Annotated in this window: 18 protein-coding genes; 15 read left to right on the top strand and 3 right to left on the bottom strand. The window is 33.9% G+C overall.

Annotated elements, in window-relative coordinates; all coding sequences use genetic code 11:
* Window positions 1-24: 24 nt before the first annotated feature.
* The 5 genes from A3EE_RS0102375 to A3EE_RS0102350 all read left to right on the top strand — a co-directional run bounded on the left by A3EE_RS0102375 (window position 25) and on the right by A3EE_RS0102350 (window position 6,819).
* A complete protein-coding gene (locus tag A3EE_RS0102375) occupies window positions 25-1,959 on the top strand; it encodes a choice-of-anchor tandem repeat GloVer-containing protein (protein WP_083921236.1) in 1,935 nt (644 codons plus the stop codon).
* A 175-nt stretch (window positions 1,960-2,134) separates the two neighbouring features.
* A complete protein-coding gene (locus A3EE_RS0102365) occupies window positions 2,135-2,593 on the top strand; it encodes a hypothetical protein (protein WP_018341828.1) in 459 nt (152 codons plus the stop codon).
* Between the two features lie 10 nt (window positions 2,594-2,603).
* A complete protein-coding gene (locus A3EE_RS0102360; protein WP_018341827.1) occupies window positions 2,604-4,406 on the top strand; it encodes a UvrD-helicase domain-containing protein in 1,803 nt (600 codons plus the stop codon).
* Between the two features lie 43 nt (window positions 4,407-4,449).
* A complete protein-coding gene (locus A3EE_RS0102355; RefSeq protein ID WP_018341826.1) occupies window positions 4,450-6,189 on the top strand; it encodes a hypothetical protein in 1,740 nt (579 codons plus the stop codon).
* A gap of 36 nt (window positions 6,190-6,225) precedes the next feature.
* Window positions 6,226-6,819 carry a hypothetical protein gene (locus tag A3EE_RS0102350; protein ID WP_157446842.1) on the top strand — a complete coding sequence of 198 codons (594 nt, stop codon included), beginning with the start codon at window positions 6,226-6,228 and terminating at the stop codon, window positions 6,817-6,819.
* A 266-nt stretch (window positions 6,820-7,085) separates the two neighbouring features.
* Here A3EE_RS0102350 and A3EE_RS0102345 read toward each other — a convergent pair whose 3' ends face one another.
* The 3 genes from A3EE_RS0102345 to A3EE_RS21145 all read right to left on the bottom strand — a co-directional run bounded on the left by A3EE_RS0102345 (window position 7,086) and on the right by A3EE_RS21145 (window position 9,222).
* The gene (locus A3EE_RS0102345; RefSeq protein WP_018341824.1) at window positions 7,086-8,078 is read right to left on the bottom strand and encodes a hypothetical protein; all 993 of its coding nucleotides are present in this window, start codon (window positions 8,076-8,078) and stop codon (window positions 7,086-7,088) included.
* 312 nt (window positions 8,079-8,390) lie between these two features.
* Window positions 8,391-8,729: a hypothetical protein gene (locus tag A3EE_RS0102335; RefSeq protein WP_018341822.1), complete on the bottom strand. Its 339-nt coding sequence runs from the start codon at window positions 8,727-8,729 to the stop codon at window positions 8,391-8,393.
* Between the two features lie 16 nt (window positions 8,730-8,745).
* Window positions 8,746-9,222 carry a CPCC family cysteine-rich protein gene (locus A3EE_RS21145; RefSeq protein ID WP_018341821.1) on the bottom strand — a complete coding sequence of 159 codons (477 nt, stop codon included), beginning with the start codon at window positions 9,220-9,222 and terminating at the stop codon, window positions 8,746-8,748.
* A 145-nt stretch (window positions 9,223-9,367) separates the two neighbouring features.
* Between A3EE_RS21145 and A3EE_RS0102325 the strand changes: the two genes are divergently transcribed.
* From A3EE_RS0102325 to A3EE_RS0102280, 10 genes are all read left to right on the top strand, one after another.
* Window positions 9,368-10,084, top strand: a complete 717-nt coding sequence (locus tag A3EE_RS0102325; RefSeq protein WP_018341820.1) for a YebC/PmpR family DNA-binding transcriptional regulator — start codon at window positions 9,368-9,370, stop codon at window positions 10,082-10,084.
* Window positions 10,085-10,284: 200 nt separating this feature from the next.
* Window positions 10,285-11,610, top strand: a complete 1,326-nt coding sequence (locus A3EE_RS0102320) for a Fic family protein (RefSeq protein WP_018341819.1) — start codon at window positions 10,285-10,287, stop codon at window positions 11,608-11,610.
* 79 nt (window positions 11,611-11,689) lie between these two features.
* A complete protein-coding gene (locus A3EE_RS0102315) occupies window positions 11,690-12,094 on the top strand; it encodes a hypothetical protein (RefSeq protein WP_018341818.1) in 405 nt (134 codons plus the stop codon).
* Window positions 12,095-12,205: 111 nt separating this feature from the next.
* Complete coding sequence (locus A3EE_RS0102310; protein ID WP_018341817.1) at window positions 12,206-12,547, top strand: YciI family protein; 342 nt, start codon at window positions 12,206-12,208, stop codon at window positions 12,545-12,547.
* Between the two features lie 56 nt (window positions 12,548-12,603).
* Window positions 12,604-13,842 (top strand): RNA polymerase sigma factor, encoded by a 1,239-nt coding sequence (locus A3EE_RS0102305; protein ID WP_018341816.1) that lies wholly within the window; start codon window positions 12,604-12,606, stop codon window positions 13,840-13,842.
* A 228-nt stretch (window positions 13,843-14,070) separates the two neighbouring features.
* Window positions 14,071-16,353 (top strand): cation:proton antiporter, encoded by a 2,283-nt coding sequence (locus A3EE_RS0102300; RefSeq protein ID WP_018341815.1) that lies wholly within the window; start codon window positions 14,071-14,073, stop codon window positions 16,351-16,353.
* A gap of 4 nt (window positions 16,354-16,357) precedes the next feature.
* The gene (locus A3EE_RS0102295; RefSeq protein ID WP_018341814.1) at window positions 16,358-17,029 is read left to right on the top strand and encodes a hypothetical protein; all 672 of its coding nucleotides are present in this window, start codon (window positions 16,358-16,360) and stop codon (window positions 17,027-17,029) included.
* A gap of 66 nt (window positions 17,030-17,095) precedes the next feature.
* Window positions 17,096-17,671 carry a DUF1572 domain-containing protein gene (locus tag A3EE_RS0102290; protein WP_018341813.1) on the top strand — a complete coding sequence of 192 codons (576 nt, stop codon included), beginning with the start codon at window positions 17,096-17,098 and terminating at the stop codon, window positions 17,669-17,671.
* Window positions 17,672-17,853: 182 nt separating this feature from the next.
* Window positions 17,854-19,074 (top strand): OmpP1/FadL family transporter, encoded by a 1,221-nt coding sequence (locus tag A3EE_RS0102285; protein ID WP_018341812.1) that lies wholly within the window; start codon window positions 17,854-17,856, stop codon window positions 19,072-19,074.
* A 6-nt stretch (window positions 19,075-19,080) separates the two neighbouring features.
* On the top strand, window positions 19,081-20,430 hold the full coding sequence (locus A3EE_RS0102280) for an SGNH/GDSL hydrolase family protein (protein ID WP_018341811.1): 1,350 nt from the start codon (window positions 19,081-19,083) through the stop codon (window positions 20,428-20,430).
* The last annotated feature ends 448 nt before the right edge of the window (window positions 20,431-20,878 follow it).

Raw genomic sequence — 20,878 nt, 5'->3', positions numbered from 1 at the left:
TAATGTATAAAAGGATCAATAGCTATGAAACCTTTAATTTTACAACCCGCTAAAATTTCTTTCAGTATTTTATGCTTTATTATTACAACTATAACTGTTATTGGGCAAATGCAGTTTTGGGGAACATCGAGTCAGGGGGGTAGTAATAATTGCGGATTTATTTTTAAAACAGATTCAATTGGAGATAATCTGGAAATCGTCCGTCAGTTTCAAACTTCAGTTGATGGAGAAAACTTAAGTGCTTTGTTACTTGCCAGTAATGATAAATTATACGGGCTTGCATCATCAGGTGGACTTAATTCTACTGGTGCATTTAGCGGTGGAACATTTTTCGAATATGATTTAGCAACAAGCCAATTCAAAGTGCTTCAGCATTTCGGACCTTCAAATACGGCACTTCCAAATATTTATACTCCACGAGCCGAGGGCCGTGCAGCGCTGACGGAAGTTTCACCTGGTATTCTTTATGGATTAATGCAACAAGGAGATTATGTATTTTCATATAATATAAATACGGGAGTATTTACGAAACCTTTTACAATTCCTACATATAACGGCGGTGCAACAAATGGTGTATTAAGAAATAGACTCAATGCTGCATTTATTAAAGCTGCAGATGGTATGCTGTATACAAACACATACACAAATTCCAACTGCCCGATTCCTAATCCATACCTGGGAAGTATCATACGGGTAAACCCTTTAAATAATGCTTTATCCATCATTCATAAAAACAACTGTGTAATAACCGATGGTTATTCCTACAATGGGAATTTGATTGAAGTGAATGGGAAATTTTATGGAACAGCATCTTATGGTGGCGTTAATTATAGGGGTGTACTTTATGAATTCAATCCTACTGGTAACGTATATACAAAAAAATACGATTTTAATGGTGGCGTATTAACCTACGAACCAACATCGCTTGTGTACGCAAGTAATGGCAAGCTTTATGGAACAGCACATGGAGGAGGAGTTTCCGAACCCAATCTTCCCAATGGAGGAGGGGTATTGTATGAATTTGATCTGACGACAAATATATTTACTAAAAGATATGATTTCCTTCAAAATTTAAACTGGCTGGGAGATATGGGTGTTTTCCCCCAAGGGTTGATCAATAGCGCGAACGGAAAAATATACGGTGTTACACAATTCGGAGTATTTGAATATAACGTCAACACCAGTGCGATCCGTATGGCAGGTCGTTTCTGGGTACAAGGTTTTAATGCATCTATTGTTCAAGTTTGTCGAAAGCCATTTTATACATCTCAGACAGTTACAACTTTCGAAGTCTGTAAAGGAACAGCTTTTGCACTGGATCTTGAAAACACCAATGCAACAACAATTACATGGAAACACAACAACATCGAGGATCCATCGCAAACAAGTGCGGAATTACATTTTGAATCTTTTACAGAATCAGATGCCGGAACATGGGAATGCACGATGGAGAACGAATGTGGTATCACTGTTGCGCCGGCCATTGAACTTACGATTGGGAATACAACGCCAATTGTTACCTTAACTGGAAATACATTGCAAACTACAAGCGAAGGAAGTTATCAATGGATCGACTGTGAAAATAACAACGCTGTGATTGTTGGGGAAACAAGTAATACATTTACTGCCGCAAACAGCGGTACCTATGCTGTGATTGTAGAAAATGTGTGCAAAGACACTTCTGCCTGCTTAAATGTTGAATTAATAGAAACAGCAACTACAGATCAAATTTTAGCGAACAGCATTCGGCTTTATCCAAATCCGGTTACACAAGAACTGAACCTGAAAACAACCGACGATATACATATAATATCTGTGCTTATTTATAACGCAGTTGGACAATTAATACTTACTTCATTTGCTGAAACGTCCAATGTATCTTCACTTGCACCAGGTATTTATTATATTACGGTTCAAACGAATCAAGGTGTCTGGCGCGAGAAATTTGTAAAGCATTAAATTTTGATTGAGGTTGAAATCTGTAGTTGCAACAAAAAATTTGGATCACCGCTACAGGAATTAGAAAGCTACAGTACCTGTTCGCAATTATACGCTTTTTGATTATTAATTTTGTTAGAATGGTAGGAGATAAGGGCGAAGCAAAAGGAATTGGAGAATTGCTAAAATTATTATTATGTTTTTCTACAAAGAACTTACTTTTACAACACCATACGATAAAGAACAAATTCGAAACATTTTGAAGGAAATAAAAAAGTCTTCAGAAAATAGAACATGGAGATTTGATGGAAATATTGGTACAGATGAATTTACATTGTTACCAGCATTTTATCAAAATCATCACTATGCTTTTAGGCCAGAAGTTTACGGAACTATTGTTGAGAATATAGCAGAGAATAAAATATTTTTAAAACTGAGAATACCCTTTTCATTAAAGATTTTATTATATCTGATGTTTTCACTTAATAGTATCATATGTCTTTATTTTTTATTTCTTAGAATACATACTGAATTTATAATTGGGTTACCGATTTGCATGATTATTTTTTCTATTCTCATATTGGTTGAATTTCATCAACGAGGAAATAGAATGATCCAAATATTAATTGCTAAATTGAATTTGAAAGAAATATAATCCACTATACATGCAATTTACTTCCGAGCAGCTCGCCATTATCAACTCCACCGGAGATATCAAGATCAATGCAGTTGCAGGTTCGGGAAAAACGACCACCATTATTGAATATGCGAAAACCCGTCCAGCGACAAGCAATATACTGTATCTGGCATTTAATAAATCGGTGAAGCTTGAAGCACAAAAGAAATTTGCAGAGCAAGGATTGCATAATGTAAAAGTTGAAACCGCACATTCGCTCGCGTACCGCGAGATTATTTTTCGCAGCAACTACCGTATAAAAGCAAATGGTTATAAGACACACGAGATTGTTGAAATTTTAGGTTTAATAAATAACGGCGATAAACATGCTGAATTTATAGCCGCCAATCACATAAATAAATTTATTGCGTATTTCTGTAACAGCGACAAACAGAAAGTACAGGATCTAAATTACCGCGATGTGGTATTCGATGAAGAAGCCAAGGCATTTGTTTCTGCAGCATACGAATACATTGAAAAAAATACACGAGTGTTTTTAGGAAAAATGGATAAAGGTGAAATTGAGATCACCCACGATTTTTATCTCAAAAAATTTCAATTGTCAAATCCGCGTTTGTATTTCGATTATATTTTGTTTGATGAAGGACAGGATGCATCGCCGGCTATGCTGGATATTTTTTTCAAACAGTCTGCAACCAAAGTTATTGTGGGCGATACGCACCAGCAGATCTATGGTTGGCGCTTTGCGGTGAATTCCTTAGAGAAAGCGAATTTTAAAACATATCACTTGTCATCCAGTTTCCGCTTTAGTGCAGACATTGCAAAACTTGCTGTTGAGGTGTTGGGCTGGAAAAATTTTGTAACTGAAGAACAACAATTTGCTATTGAAGGAAAAGGTACAGGAAAAGACGACAAAGTAAAAGCAATTATTGCGCGCACCAATTTAGGCTTGTTGCTGAAAGCCATTGAGTTTGTTATTGAAAAGAAAAACGTAAAGCATATTTATTTTGAAGGAAACATTCATTCGTATACCTATGCAGATGAAGGAACTTCTTTATATGATGTATTGAATTTATATAATAAAAAACCTGCATTGATTCGCGACAAATTGATTGCGCAGATGAAAAGTGTTGAAGAGCTGGAAGAATACGTTGAGAAGACCGAAGATGTGCAGCTTAAAATGATGATTGAAATTGTAGAGGAATACGGAAATGAAATTCCCGGAATTTTAAATCTGATAAAAGAGAAACATGTTGGCAACGATGAAAAGGAAAAAGCAGAGATGATTTTTTCTACAGTGCATCGTTGCAAGGGAATGGAATACGATTCGATACAGATTGTTAATGATTTTATTACGCAGGATAAAGTTGAGAAACAAACTAAAGGTAGTCGTAGCGATGAATCGATTAATATTTCAAAACTGAATGAAGAAATCAATCTGTTGTATGTAGCAGTAACCCGGACAAAAAATCTCATTCATATTCCGGAAACATTGCTTCCGAAAAATGCAATACGTTCGGCACAGATTCAGGTGCTTCGTGTATCGCCGGAAGAAGAGGAGCGGAGAGCTGCTCAATCAACTGCGAAATCGAAAAGTAAAAATACGAAAGAAGCGATTGGTTATCCAAAAGAGAAAGCATATACCAAGGACGAAGCGCGCGATAAAAACAAAGATGCCTACAAACCATGGACTCATGCGCTGGATCAGGAACTGGCACAGATGTATTTGCAGGGAATCAGTTTAGGAGATATGGCCAAACATTTTGACCGCACGCGAGGAGCAATTGGTTCACGGATTAAAAAGCTGGAGCTGGAATATATTAACAGGTAATTACATAAATCAATAATTATTAATTTTAAATTATTTCAATTCAATGATAAATAAAATTATTGCATTCATTCGTAAAATCTATATTGAAGCAATTATTGTTTTGTTACTTGCATTATGTATTAATATTATTTTAGGAAACTCAAAAGATAAGATACATTCAGATGGAATAGGTTATTATGAATATTTACCTTCAATAATTATTTTTCATGATTTATATAGAAAAGATATTCCATGGAATGATTCTTCTGAATTATATAAGCGTATAGAAAGTAAGAGACATTACAAATACCATAACGATTATAAAGTAAATAAATACAGCTGTGGAACAGCTTTACTTCAAGCACCATTTTTTCTCATTACCTACAGCATCTTTAATCTTGATCATACATACAAAGATGGGTATCAGCAAGTTTTTCATGAAACAATAGGTCTTTCAGCATTTTTTTATTTGTTTTTAACACTTTGCCTTTTAAAAGGCTTATTGCAGTTATATGAAATAAAAAAAGACATAATTATATTTTCGCAGCTGATTTTGGTTTTTTCAACATCCGTAATAGCATATGTCTCAATGGATGCTTCATTTAGCCATATTTATTCTTTATGTGCGATAACTGCTTTTTTATATATAACCAAAAAATACTTTTTATATAAACATAAAAAGTTGATTTTAATTGCAGGCATATTAGTTGGATTAATAATGTTATTGAGACCGGTTAATTTTTTAACACTCCTATTTTTACCGTTTCTAGCAGCTTCCGGAAAAAATTTAAAAGAGAGTATCATCTCACTTTATAAAGAACTCCCAACGGTTTCGATCGGAATTATTTTAGGAGCAGGTGTTTTTTCGATACAATTATTGTTATGGTATTTTCAAACAGGCGACTTTATATTAGATTCATATGAAGGACAAACGTTTGATTTTACAAATCCACAATTCATAAATGTTTTATTTAGTTATAGAAAAGGACTATTTGTTTATACACCAATATTTTTATTATCAATAGCAGCTGTAATTTGGATGTTTTCCGTTCGATATTTTTATATGGCAATTACCTGGATGATAGGTTTTATTCTATTGACCTATGTATTGAGTTCATGGTGGTGCTGGTTTTATGGTAGTAGTTATGGCTTGAGAGCTTATATAGATTATTACACATTATTTTTAATTCCAATGGCGATCTTTGTTCAGCAGCAAAGCCTTAGATTAAAATTTTGTGTTATAATTTTTTCTATATGTACGATTGTATTGAATATGATTCAAACGTATCAATACAAGGAACATATTTTGCATGGATCCCAAATGGATAAAGAAAAGTATTGGAAAATTTTTTTAAAGACAGATGAAAAATATAAATACATATTATCAAATGAAATGATTCCAGAAAATGAATATGTACTACTTAAAGAATATCAAATTGGTGAACAAGTAGCGAATAATAAAATTTTAAGAAAATCATTAAATGAAATTCCGAATGTTAACAATGTGGACATCGTACAAATAAGTATAGAAGATGTCTTTGATGTAAATGATGAATCGCGAATTGAATTATCGCTTATCGATACGTTATCCGGAAAACAGATTTTTTTTTATAATCCACCTATTATTCAATTTGCTCAGAAAGGATTTAATTTTAATCAAGTAGGTATATATAATTTTAATCTAAGCGAAGACTATAAAAAAAATATGCTGCATGCAGGACAGTCGATGATTGTAAAGTTAGATTTAATGAATGGAAAAAAAAGTATTAATAATATTAGTATCCGATTTTTACATAAGAAATAAGTCGGTTAAGAAATGATTTGTTTTAATTAACTGCTTATGATGGCCACAAAAAAATTATTTCAACTTTTTGTACTACCATTTATTTTATACATTATTCCGTTATCAAAGGTAAAATTCATTCCTAAGATAACGGACCTGGATGTTTATTTTTCTATTTGGGCTATTATATTCATTATCTATTTTATTGTTCTTTTTAAAAACTGGAAGTTGCTTACAACAACAAAGAAAAAGATTTTAACAACAATCATTTTAACAGCATTCTTTGTTATTCATACGTATGCACTGTTACTAATAAATCTGACACATCACTCTAAAATGTTTTCAAAAGAAATTATACAGACCAAAATCACATCGGTTGAACCAACAATTTACATTCTTGAAAACGTTGGAATTTTTAATTCACATGATGGAGCAGAGATCGGATACAGTCCCTGGTTTTCGTTGTTTTATAGTAGGTATTATCGAACAAAAAATCATCTTAAACTTTTAAAAGAAGATTCCAATCAAATACTAATTCAAGAGTATGTTTATGAAAGACCGGCTTCAAATAAAAAGATTATTGTTCCAAGCTCTGAATTAATAAAAAGAGAAATACGCATCATAAAAATAATTCCTTCAAAATTGAAGTAGTTCAATCTAAAAATTTTATTTGTAGTCATAAATGAAAACGAAAACAATACATCTAATCCTGATACTATTTGTGATTGTGTTAATAATCGTTTGTGCGATAGATATAAAAACCAATTCAAAAACCAGCGTTATTTTATTCGTAGCATTATTTGCTTTGATATATAATTATTTAAAAATCCGGAATAAGTAATTGAATTGTAAAAAACAAAAGATCGATGCCTTCGATTAAAGCAAAGGCATCGATCTTTTAGATTGGTAAACAAATTTTAATACGGCTGATTTATTTTTTCTATGTCCGTAATTTCATCATTGAAATCATTCTCAATATAACTGATCGGCGGATTCGGGAACATAATAATTTCTTTCATCGTCAGTCCCCAGGGTTTCCAGTAGTTCGCCAATACTTGTCCGTACATGTTATCATCCCAGAAATCAAACAACGGAGAATTATTTTGTGTAGACAAGGGAATCGATTCGACCGAAACTTTTTCATCTTCAATGGAAACGTTATAGGTTGCGTAGCTGGTCAATAAATAATTTGCGTAAATAAATTTGCTGCACAATTCTTCAAACTGAATCGGATGCAATGTCTGACTGCCGATTTTAGTTGTAAGCTCATCGTATTTTTTACCAACCTCGCCGTTATCCTGCAAGCAAGCAACGATACCAAAATCATTCATGCTTAAAGAGAAATTCAGATTGTTGGTTTCGTCTTTGTAATTAAAAAGATCTTTAGAATATTTTACTTTAAATATGCGAATTGTCCAGGGCTTTAATCCTTTGAAGTCCATTGGTACCACAAGCGACTGCAGCATCCAGTGCAACTTTTGAAAACGTGCTTTTAAAAAATTTGATAAACGGAGGGAATCGTTTTGCGTCGCCAATTTCTTTTGTGCAATTCGTAAGTCTTCGAATAATACACCCATCATTAGTTTTGCCATCCATTGAAACAAACGTTCTTCCGGAATCTTTACTATTTCATCGTAACCGGCACAGAAAGCTTTTTCAATTTCCGCCTCCAGCACATTCATTGCTTTAACAACATTTGGTGCGTAAGGCACTTTGATGTTTTTATATGGAACCCGGGTTCCTTCGTCCAGCATTTTAAATGTTTGGTCGCTGAGGTTATATCGATTAAGAATCCATTCAGGAAAAACAGCAGTTGGTTCTGTATCAGGAGACAGACTTTGTCCGGTTAAAAAACAGGTCTGCATATCAAAATGCATTTCCTGGAAGGGATTGTATAATTGAATTGGCATGAAGCAAAATTACGACTAAAAAAGAGAATTTCTTATCGTTTCATATTTTGCATAAACAGTTTTCCAATCTTAACTCTATTTATCTTTCTTTTTTGATTCTTCCGTTCTTTTGCTCCCGCCTTAGCGGGATCAAATAAGCTAAAATTTTGGTTCATTGCGCGAACGCTACAAAACCGTCCTGAAAAAGGACTAGTTGTAGCGTTCAAAAAGCTCCATGAACCAAAATTTCTTAACGCAATTTGAAATGAGGCCGTTGGTATATTTATTTAATCTTCACAATAAACTCCAACATAGAATTATAAAAGAAAAATTTTAAACGTTCGTTTCTTCCCGTTCCTTTAAATAATTTTCAATCAGGCCTTCCACATAGGTGAAAACAAACATGGCGATAATAAAAATACAAATGCCGCTGATCGTTTCAAATGCTTCTTTGCTCACGATCATTTTATCTTTTTTATTGGCTAGTCCCCAAAGATTTTTTACGCTTTTAACAACAATAAAATTCTGTAATACTTTATAAACAATAAATGCGCAGATAGCAGCCACGCCATTTGCCACCATTTCCATAACTACCTTTTTACTGGTAATTTTTGGAAAGGATGTTTTTTTGAGCGATTTCAAAAAACTGTTTCTTTCGTGTTCGAAATTCATCGAGATTTAATTATAATTATTGATTCTTAAAAATTTCTTCGATCAATTTATTTTTCATAATCACATATGGATTATTGGTATTATCTATAGAATTTTCATTAAATGCATCAATTGCAGAATCATTTAATTTCTGATCATATTCTTTCAAAATGGCTAAAAGAATTTCTGGTTTCTGAATGATGGAAGCGTTCATATTAACCCCATTTTCGTCTAACACTAAACCAAAATTGATTCTGGAATCTGTTAAAGATTCTGTATTGGGACCTCCATATGATTTATCAGCATCTGGATCATCCTGACCATCATTTTGCCAATTGCACAGATCACAAATTTCATGAATTGCAGGAGGATATAATGTCGGAATTCCACAGGACGGGCAAGTGGTTATTCTTCTTTGAAGACCATTTTGAGAAATGTAATCATCAAAGGCAGTTCGTCTTTTCCGAAAAAAATCGAGTATGTCTTTTATTTTTTCTGCAGATGGATTATTCATTTTACCAATTTACTTTATTTAAACGATAAGAACTTAAACCTTAATAAATTAAAACTGTCTTTTTCCTCTAAAAAAGTCGACATTTCTCTATACAACGTCTTGAAATCTACGTAACTTTGGCGCAAGATTGCAACAACGAATTATTATGGGAAGAGCATACGAACTTCGAAAAGGAAGAAGAGCAAAAAGATTTGACCGCATGGCGAAAGCCTTTACGCGTTTGGGTAAAGAGATTGTAATGGCTGCGAAACAAGGCGGCGGAAATATTGAAACCAATTCGCGTTTACGTACAGCTGTAAACAACGCGAAAGGTTTGAACATGCCGAAAGACAGAATCGATGCGGCAATAAAAAGAGCATCGGGCAAAGACGAATCGGATTACGAAGAAGTAGTATTTGAAGGATACGGTCCATACGGAATAGCAATATTGGTTGAATGTGCTACCGATAACAATACACGTACGGTTGCTAATGTGCGTTCGTACTTTACACGTTCAGGCGGCACATTGGGTAAAACCGGTTCACTTGAATTTTTATTTGAACGCAAAGGTGTTATCAAAATTGATGGAACTGGTTTGGATCCGGAAGAATTGGAGCTTGAACTGATTGATTTTGGTGCAGAAGAAATTGTGAAAGACGAAAATGAAATTTTCATCTATACTGCTTTTGTTGATTTCGGTACCATGCAAAAAGAGTTGGAGCAAAGAAACATTAATGTGATCAATGCAGAAACAGAACGTATTCCGAATACAACAACAACCTTGACTGCAGAACAGCAGGAAGAAATTTATAAGCTGTTGGAAAAGTTTGAAGATGACGATGATGTGCAGGCAGTGTTCCACAACATGGCTGAAACGGAATAAATGCTTAAAGCGGAAGATTTATAATAAAAAAGGGTGTTACACAGTAACACCCTTTTTTATTATAAATATCTATTAATCAATATACAAAAATTACAAATATCACAATATTTCCAAATTTTGTTAAAATTTGGAAATATTGTGATATTGAATTAGATTTATAAAAATGTCCTAATTATTCACAAATTTGGAAATATTGTGATATGAAAAAACCTGAAGCAGCGCCAACTTGGTACAAAAGAGAGTTATTTGATGAAGCCATAAAAACTAAAAATGAAGAAGATCTTGATTCTCTTATTAGTAAAATCAATGATCAGTATTTGTATTGGGACAAAATTAAATATCAAAAAACGGAACAAAATATTGCACCAGAAATATTATGGACAATTACAAAATTAAGTAGAAGATTAAATGCCAAAAAACTACAATTTGGTGGATATTCTTTTTATTATAATGTAACAGATAAAATACAAAAAGGTCTTCATGAATTTGATTTAAATATTGGAGGAACATTAGGAAGTCAAGGAGTAATACCTGAAGAAGATAAAAAAAGATATTTAATAAGTTCAATTATGGAGGAAGCAATTGCTTCAAGTCAGATTGAAGGGGCTGTAACAACACGCAAAAAAGCCAAAGAAATGCTCAGAAAAAATGCAAAGCCAAAAAACAAATCTGAGCAAATGATAATGAACAATTATACAACAATTAAACATATTGTTGATTTAAAAAATGAACCAATTACAGAGGAACTGTTATGTGAAATTCATAGATTAATTACCAAAGATACTTTAGATAATGTGAGTGACGAAGGTTGTTATAGGGATAATAATGATGTAAATGTAGTAGACATAATAGATGGTGAGATAATATATACTCCACCAACTTTTGATAAAGTACCACATTTAATGCAAGATGTTTTTAACTTTTTTAACCATGTAGACAAAGATAAATTCATACATCCAATAATTAAAGCATGTGTTTTACATTTCATGATTGGCTTTATACACCCTTTTGTTGATGGAAATGGCAGAACTGCAAGAGCTTTATTTTACTGGTATCTATTAAGAAATGGATACTGGCTCACTGAGTATTTATCAATATCACGGTTGATTGTGAAAAGTAAAACACAATATGCACAAGCATATTTGTATAGTGAAATAGATGAAAATGATGTCACATATTTTATTGATTACAAAATTAAAACAATGGACCTTGCCTTTCAAGATTTGAAAAAATATATTCAAAGAAAAATAAATGAAAAAAAGCAGCTGATTAATTTTCAAAAATTAAAAGGGATAAATGAACGTCAGGCAATAATATTAAAATGGATTTATGAAGATCCAGATGTAATCTTTAGTGTTAAAGAAATTGAAGTTAGATTTAATATTTCAAACCAAACAGCTAGAGCAGATTTATTAGCATTAGTGGAGATGGAATATTTAGAAGTAATAGAACAAAATAAAAAAACAAAAGCTTATTTAAAGTCTGAAAAATTTAATGAATTAATAGAAACCCAAATTGTAAAATAAAAAAATACAAAATCATTAAATTTTTCCGCTACGCGTTTTGTTATAGCACCGGCGGATTTTTAAACCGTTAGATTTTAAAATGGATAAAGATCTGATCTTATATATACTGTATTTTATACCGGTTGGCTGGGTCGTAATTTTTGATCAGGAAAATCTTAAAGACAGAAAAGTGTTTTTCAAACATCTGTTTATTTCCATTCTGTTAATTGCATTTGGTGCAGTGCCTGAAATATATGAGCACAGGGAACATAAAAGTTTAAGTTACTTCGGAGCACAAATGTTATTCATATTTTTAATGCTGTACACCATTATTCAAAAGGTATATGTGCGTCTCTATAACAAAGAGTTTGAGGTTACGGAATTAACAAGCAATTTCAGAGAGAAAATAGCAAATGGAATTTTATATTTTGGAATGATCTCTTTTCCGTTTTTGATTGATACGTATATTGTTCAAAAAATACAAATGATGCTGAATACACATTAATTTTTGAGTAAAAATGAAATAATTGAAACAATTAAAAATATTTTTACCCAAACTGTCCAAAATAGAAAACCCGATCGTCATTCATAAAAAGAACTTAAAAACACTACACCTATGAAAGATTTCTTATTAGTATTCAGAAACGACTTCAATGCCATTCCTAAAGCTTCTGCTGAAGAAATGCAGGCAACAACAAAACTTTGGATGGATTGGATCGGAAGTATTGCTGCTCAGAATAAATTAACGGATCGTGGAAACAGCCTGATGGCTGGTGGCAAAGTTGTGCATCCTAAAAACGTTGTTACCGATGGACCGTATACCGAGATCAAAGAATTGATCGGTGGTTATTCGATCGTCAAGGTTGAAACGTATGAAGAGGCTGTTGAATTAGCAAAAGGCTGTCCGATCTTAAAATTTGGCGGCAATGTTGAAGTGAGAGAAGTGAAACATATGTAAATGAAGATTCATTACATTTAAGAAAAGCCTTTGTATTTTTACAAAGGCTTTTTATTATGAACGAACAAGAACTCATACCGCATTTATTCCGAACAGAATATAGAAAAATTGTTTCTGTATTATGCAGGTTATTTGGTATTGAACATATTGAAATTGCAGAAGATATTGTAAGCGATACTTTTTTGCAGGCCTCTGAATTATGGGGCTTGAAAGGCTTACCTGAAAATCCTACAGCGTGGTTATATACCGTTTCAAAAAACAAGACAAAAGATTATTTAAAAAGAAATACACTTTTTAATCAAAAAATTTCTTCAGAAATAAAATACTTAAATGGATCGACAGATGAAATTGAAATTGATCTGTCGATCAAAAATATACAAGATAGTCAGCTGGCAATGATGTTTGCTGTTTGTGATTCCTGTATTTCTTCAGAAGCTCAAATAGGGTTGTCGTTAAACATACTTTGTGGTTTTGGAGTAGAAGAAATTGCAAGCGCATTTTTAACAAACAAAGAAGTAATTTATAAGCGGTTAAATAGAGCTAAAGAAAAACTACGAACGGAAAAAATACAAATTGAATATCCAACGAAAAATGAAATTCAAACAAAATTAGAAAATGTTTTAACAACCATTTATCTATTATTTAATGAAGGGTATTATTCCAGTTCAAGAGATACAAGCATGCGCAAGGACCTTTGTTTTGAAGCCATGCGATTAAATTTTTTGCTCATTGAAAATCAAACCACAAATCTTCCACAGGTAAATGCATTGATGTCGCTTATGTGCTTTCATGCATCGCGTTTTGATGCACGTATTGATGGAGATGGAGAAATCATACTTTATGAGGATCAGGATTCGAATTTATGGAATCAGGATCTGATAGAGAAAGGTGTGTATTTTTTAACTCAGGCATCAACAGGAAATGTACTTTCAAAATATCATATTGAAGCAGCTATTGCGCACTGGCATACACAGCAAAAGGATAGTTTAGAAAAGTGGGAAGAAATTCTGCAGTTGTACAATAAGCTGCTGGTTTTAGAATATTCACCAATTGCAGCGTTAAATAGAACCTTTGCTTTGGCAAAAGCGAATGGGCGGGAAGCGGCAATTGTGGAGGCAGAAAAGTTAAATCTTGTAGATAATCATTTATACCATACGTTATTGGGAAATCTACATATGGCAGTTAATCCAAAAAAGGCGTTGGAATATTTCACAAAAGCATTGAATCTTGCAAAATCTACAGCGGATAAAAATACGATCATTAAAAATATTTCTAAGCTTCAAAAAGATCTCTAGTATAATTTCGAATGATCGTCATCCCATTTTTGATAGAGACATTCCGTGTTAAGAAATTATAAAATTTTGTATCCGAAAATTTTGCTACCAACAATCACGTGCTTCTGCGCTCCGTATAAATACTATATTTCAAGTATTTTCAGCAATGATCGTGATAAAGCTTTAAAAACCAGTCAATTTTTTATAATTTAATAACAAATTAAAATATCGTTTGAATAAACGCATCCAATGAAGAAAATTAAGAACAGCATTTTTTATGTATCCGTAATCAGCATCTTTTCTGTTTTAATGTACTGGACCGTAATCTTAGGTGCAGCATTGGAAAAAGATAGAAATATTATTATTCCCCAATCCGGCAAAAGTCAGTTCGAAGAATTTTTAACGGCTATGCTGCACAACCTGCAGCATCCGCTTGCAATACTGCTGGCACAAATCATAACCATTATTATCATCGCCCGCATATTAGGTTGGTTTTGTAAAAAGATCGGCCAGCCATCTGTTGTTGGTGAAATTATCGCCGGAATTATATTAGGGCCGTCGTTGATTGGTATGTATTTCCCTGAATTTTCCGAGGCCTTATTTCCGGCAAAATCACTAGGTAACCTACAGTTCTTAAGTCAGATCGGTTTGATTCTTTTTATGTTTATTGTAGGAATGGAACTGGATCTGAAAGTGTTGAGAAACAAAGCACACGAAGCGGTAGTTATAAGTCATGCAAGTATCATTATTCCATTTGCTTTGGGAATGGGCCTGGCGTTTTTCATTTATGAATCCTTTGCACCTGAAGGCATACAGTTTTTATCGTTTGCACTTTTTCTTGGTATTGCTATGAGCATTACGGCCTTTCCGGTCTTAGCCAGAATTGTTCAGGAACGCGGCATACACAAAACACGATTGGGTACAGTAGTAATTACCTGTGCTGCGGCAGATGATATAACGGCATGGTGTATCCTTGCAGCCGTAATCGCCATTGTAAAAGCAGGATCTTTTTTAAGTGCATTTTATATTATAGGTTTGGCGCTGGCTTATGTGATCATGATGATCTATGTGATCAAACCCTTTTTATCACGTGTGGGTGAACTGCATGCAACCCGCGAAAATTTAAGCAAACCTATTGTAGCCATATTCTTATTGATCTTGTTGTTGTCTTCTTATGCAACAGAAATAATTGGGATTCATGCGTTGTTTGGTGCATTTATGGCGGGAGCTGTAATGCCGGAAAACATCCGTTTCAGAAATATATTTATTGAAAAAGTAGAAGACGTTGCATTGGTATTGTTGTTACCGTTGTTCTTTGTCTTTACCGGTTTACGCACGCAGATAGGTTTGCTGAATGATCCGTATTTATGGAAAATTACCGGTTTAATTATTCTTGTTGCCGTTGCGGGTAAATTTATCGGAAGTGCACTGGCTGCAAAATTTGTAGGCCAAAATTGGAAAAACAGTCTTACGATCGGAGCCTTGATGAATACAAGAGGTTTGATGGAATTGGTTGTATTGAATATCGGTTATGATCTGGGGGTATTAACACCTGAAGTATTTACGATGATGGTGATCATGGCGTTGTTAACAACGTTTATGACTGGTCCCGCTCTTAGTTTTATAAATTATATTTTCAAACCCAAGATTGTTGAGGTTCCAGAGGTAATGAAGGGTATAAGTAAATACAAAATTCTTCTTTCATTTGGAACAACAGAAACAGGGAAGACCTTATTAAAACTTGCAAACGGTCTGACAAAAAAATCAAACACCACCACTTCGTTAACAGTGATGCATCTATCACAAACAAATGAACTGCATCACTATAATTTAGAAGAATACGAAAAAGAAATATTTGATCCCATCCTTGAAGAGTCCAAACAACTGAACCAGGAAGTTGATACCTTGTTTAAAGCTTCAAATGATATCAATTACGATATTGCTGATCTGGCAAACAAAGGCGAATACGATCTGCTTTTAGTTGGCTTAAGTGAATCTATTTTTCAAGGAAGTTTATTGGGAAAGGTGTTGGGTTTTACAACCCGTATGATCAATCCGGAAAAATTATTGAATACAGTAACGGGTAAAGAAAAATTATTTGAAAACTCTCCGTTTGATGAAACAACAAAATTGATCTTAACAAGAACGCATATTTCTGTAGGAATTTTAATTGATAAAAATCTTACAAAAACCGAACGTATTTTCATTCCGGTCTTTGATGTAACGGATACCTATTTGTTTGATTATGCACAGAAGTTTATTTATAACAGCGGAGCGCAGGTTGTTGTATTGGATGCAGCAGGGGAGATCAAAAACAATTCTGAGACGAAAGAAAAAATAAGCAAAATTGAAAAGGATGCACCCAATCACATCACGCTGCAAAATCAACGGGTTATTGGAAAAGCATTTTTGCAACAGCAGGATATTATGATCATCAGTTTAAATAGCTGGAAAAAACTGGTTGAAACAAAAAGTGTTTGGTTATCTGATATTCCTTCTACATTAATTATATCTGAAAAGCAAAGTAAATAGTTAAATGCGTTATACGATATTAATATTGGCGTTTATTACAAATATACATTTTGTATCTGGTCAAGATTTTATATATCCAGCAATCAAACCCAAAGCAAAAAACATAAAAGACTTTATACCTACTGATTGGAATGTTGTTGATACAGTGAGTGGAGATTTAAATAAAGATACTTTTAAAGATGTAGCCTTTGTTATTGAGAATAGGAATAATAAAAATTTAAAACCTGAACAGTTTCAACATTTTATTCTTGTAATTGCATTTTTCGACAGCATTCAAAATCAATTTAAGTTGATTGAGCAATGCAATAATTTAATATTATACAATCAATATCAAACGAGTGCATGGTATGAAGGCATGCAGATTGTGAATGGGATTTTGGAAATTTCTTTTTACAAAGGCGGCAGTACGGATAATCTGACAAATTACAAGTTCAGATATAAAGAAAACGATTTCTATTTAATTGGTGCAGATAGAAATATATACAATCAAGTAACAAAGAAATTTCAGAATTATAGTTTTAATTTTTTGTCCAAGAAATGGAGTGTTTCAACAGGGAATGATGAATCTTCTGCTGAACCTAAAACAGAATGGGGAAAACTTGAAAACACTATCATGACATTAAAAAACTATAAAGGTCCATACAGTTGGGAAGTTTCAAAAGGAATATATTTATAAAGTATAACTATTTTAAAAACGCTTACTCTTTGTTTTTTATTAGTGAAATACATAAGCCTGAATTTTATGAAAAGCAATTATTTAGAAAGCACCATAAAACAGTTTGAATACTATAAACTATTAGGTGAAAAAACATTTTTGCAACTAAGCGACGAGCAACTGTATTGGCAGTATAATCCGGAAAGCAATAGCATTGCAATTATAGTGAAACATCTTTGGGGAAACATGTTATCACGCTGGACAGATTTTTTAACAGCTGATGGCGAAAAAGAATGGCGTAACAGAGATGCAGAATTTGAAACCGAAGATAAAACACGAGAAGCATTATTACTAAAATGGAACGAAGGCTGGAATTGTCTCTTCAGTGCACTCAATAATTTACAGGAAGAAGATTTAGTAAAAACCATTTATATCCGCAATCAGGGACATACTGTGATGGAAGCTATCAATCGGCAATTGGCGCATTATCCATACCACGTAGGACAGATTGTTTTTTTAGGAAAAATGCTTTGTAATGAAAACTGGCAATCATTGTCCATTTCTAAAGGAAACTCTAAGAATTACAACACGGAGAAATTCTCGAATCCCAAAGAGAAAAAACATTTTACGGATGAGTATTTAAAGAAACCCGATCAAAATTAAAATTGCATGAGCAAGATATTTTAAACCCTTTTTAAATCGTTAGCCGTATAAATTAATAATTGGGACAGAACAAAGCTTTTATATAAAGTTTTGAATGTGTATATTAAGACTATGTCCTAAATTTTTAAGGATTGTCACCAATTGCATTTTTAAAAAATTTTAAACCGTAATCATCTAATGCTATGAAAAAATTATTAATTGGTATTTGTATGCTGTCACCTGTATGGCTTTTTGCACAAGGCTTTCAGGTCAATCTGCAGGGGCAGAAGCAGCAAGCCATGGGCGCGGCAGGTGTTGCAACAAACTTAGATGCTGCAAGTGTTTTCTATAATCCGGGAAGTGTGTCGCATCTGGAAGGCAACAGTGTAAGTGCCGGTGTAAGTTTAACTTCCGGAAGCACCGCATTCAGAGACGGAAACAGCCAGCAGCAGTATCACACGATCTCTCCAATAAGCACTCCATTCACCGGTTACGGAGTATGGGGCCCGAAAGACAGTAAATTCAAATTCGGTATGGGGATTTACACACCATTCGGCAGTACGATCACGTATCCAAACGGATGGTCGGGTAGATACACGATTACAGAACTGAAATTGTTATCGGTATTTTTTCAGCCAACGGTGAGTTATAAAATTAATGACAAACTAGGCATAGGTGCAGGTTTTGTATACGGTTATGGACATATAGAATTAAGCAGAGATTTGCCGATCGCAAATTCAAACGGACAAACTTCAACAGCAAACTTAACAGGTACTGCAGGTGGTATGGGATATAACTTAGGTGTATACTATAAACCATCTGATAAATTGTCTTTTGGTATTTCATATCGTTCAGAAGTTAAAATGAAATTGAACAACGGAACAGCAACATTTAATGTGCCGCCGTCTTTAGCAACCAGTTTTCCTTCTGGCGGTTTCAGCGCATCGATACCATTGCCACAAGTATTGACAGTAGGTGTGGGCGTAAAACCTACAGAAAAATTATTGCTTACGTTTGATGCCAATTTTATTGGCTGGTCCAGTTATAAATCGCTGGCATTTGATTACGATCAAAACACCTCATCGTTAAAAGATACAGAGTCGCCAAGAAATTATAAAAATACCTATGCATTGCGTTTGGGTGGTCAATATACATTGAGCGATAAATTCCAGGTTCGTGCAGGGATCAATTTTGAAAAGACTCCGATTAAAGATGGCTATGTAACACCGGAAGTTCCGGATGCAGACCGTTTGAATTATACGGCTGGTATAGGTTATAAGCCAATAGATAAATTGAGTATCGATGCATCATTCAGTTACATCAACTTTATGAAACGTACCGATACCAATATTGAAACCAATATGTCAGGTACATACAAGACACGTATTTTAGTACCGGGTCTTTCACTAACCTATAACTTCTAATCAGCCATGAAAAAATATACTCATATTCTATATACATTGGCAGTGTGCGGAAGCATTGTTGCCTGTAAACCAACAGTAGAGGAGCCTGCAGTTAATAAAGGTTCTCTGGATGTAAGCACATATGTTGCCGTTGGAAATTCAATCACATCGGGTTATGCAGATAATGCTTTGTATTATGATGGTCAACAGGTGTCTTATGCAAAACTCATATCCGAACAATTTGCCCGCATTGGTGCCGGGGAATTTAAGCAGCCTCTTGTAGATCCAACATCTGTAGGTATTGGAGCTAGCGGTGGCGCAAAATTAATTTTAGCTCCTCATGCTGATTGTTTGGGAAATACATCTTTGGCTCCTGTGCCAGCAGCAACTTCAGGCGACTTAAGTATTTTTGCCAGCAACATCTATGCATCAAGTGGCCCATTCAATAACATGGGCGTACCCGGAGCAAAATCCATAACTACTATTTATCCTGGTTATGGCAATCCGGCTAATGGTTTTGGAAATTTCAATCCATTCTTTACCCGTATGGCTTCTAATCCTGCCAGCGCTTCCATGTTATCAGATGCAATGCTTCAAAGTCCAACGTTCTTTACATTATTTATCGGAAGCAACGATGTACTGCTTTATGCTTTAGCGGGCGGAGCAAGCGATGCAATTACTCCAACTGCCGGTGCAGCAGGTACAGGGTTTGATGCGAGTATGGATGCCATTGTAGCAACACTTACTTCAGGCGGAGCAAAAGGAGCAATAGCCAACGTACCGGATATTACTTCTGTTCCGTATTTTACAACTGTACCCTATAATGGTTTGGTGCTAACAAGCCAGTTACAGGTAGATGGATTAAATGCTGCCTATGCACCTTTAGGTATTACATTTCACTTAGGACAGAATCCATTTATTATTGCAGATGCTGCTGCGCCCGGTGGCAAACGACAAATAACTTCTTCTGAATTTGTATTATTGTCGGTTCCGCAGGATTCCTTGAAATGCAAACAATGGGGATCTGTAAAAGCAATACCGAATGCATATGTATTGACAGCTTCTGAAATCAGTAACATACAAACAGCCGTATCCAACTACAATACAAAAATTAAAAATTTAGCAGCAACATACGGATTGGCATTTGTTGATGTAAATAAATTTTTAACGCAGGTTGAAACAGGAGTTGTTTACAACGGCGTAACCCTGAGCACAACGTTTGTTAGCGGTGGCGCCTTTTCATTAGATGGTGTACACTTAACACCAATAGGAAATGCCATGTTAGCGAACGAATTTCTTAAAGCAATAAATGCTACCTATGGTTCAACCTTACCATTGGTGGATGCTACAAAATATTCAGGTGTGAAATTCCCGTAAACGTTTTACGAATTTGTTTTGATAAAAGAGTAGCGCCAACCAGCGTTACTCTTTTTTTTCCTATATTGAGTTACGAATAAAATTCAGCGTATAACTTTTTGATCAATCCATATTTTGATAAGCAGTAGCCATTAAAAATAAATCATAAAATGTTAAATAAACCCAAAAAGAAATACGAGCAAAAAACGAGTAGGATTGGTTTAACAATTATTATTGGACTTATGTTAGCAACACTCATTTTTGGATCAAGCTCTAAAGATTCAAATACTATGATGGAATATTGCTTATATCTATTAGTTGTTATGTTCATTTATTCTATTATTTATGACAAGAAAGACTTTACTGAAACAAAGAAAATAACAAGCTTTACTTCTACAATCGTCTGTCTTGGTGTAATAATATTGGATATGACTTTCTATTTTTATTTCATATAAAATAATTGCTTTAC

The organism is Cytophaga aurantiaca DSM 3654, assembly GCF_000379725.1.
GTDB lineage: Bacteria > Bacteroidota > Bacteroidia > Cytophagales > Cytophagaceae > Cytophaga > Cytophaga aurantiaca.
The sequence above is the reverse complement of the archived record's forward strand: the minus strand, read 5'-3'. Positions and strand labels throughout refer to the sequence as shown.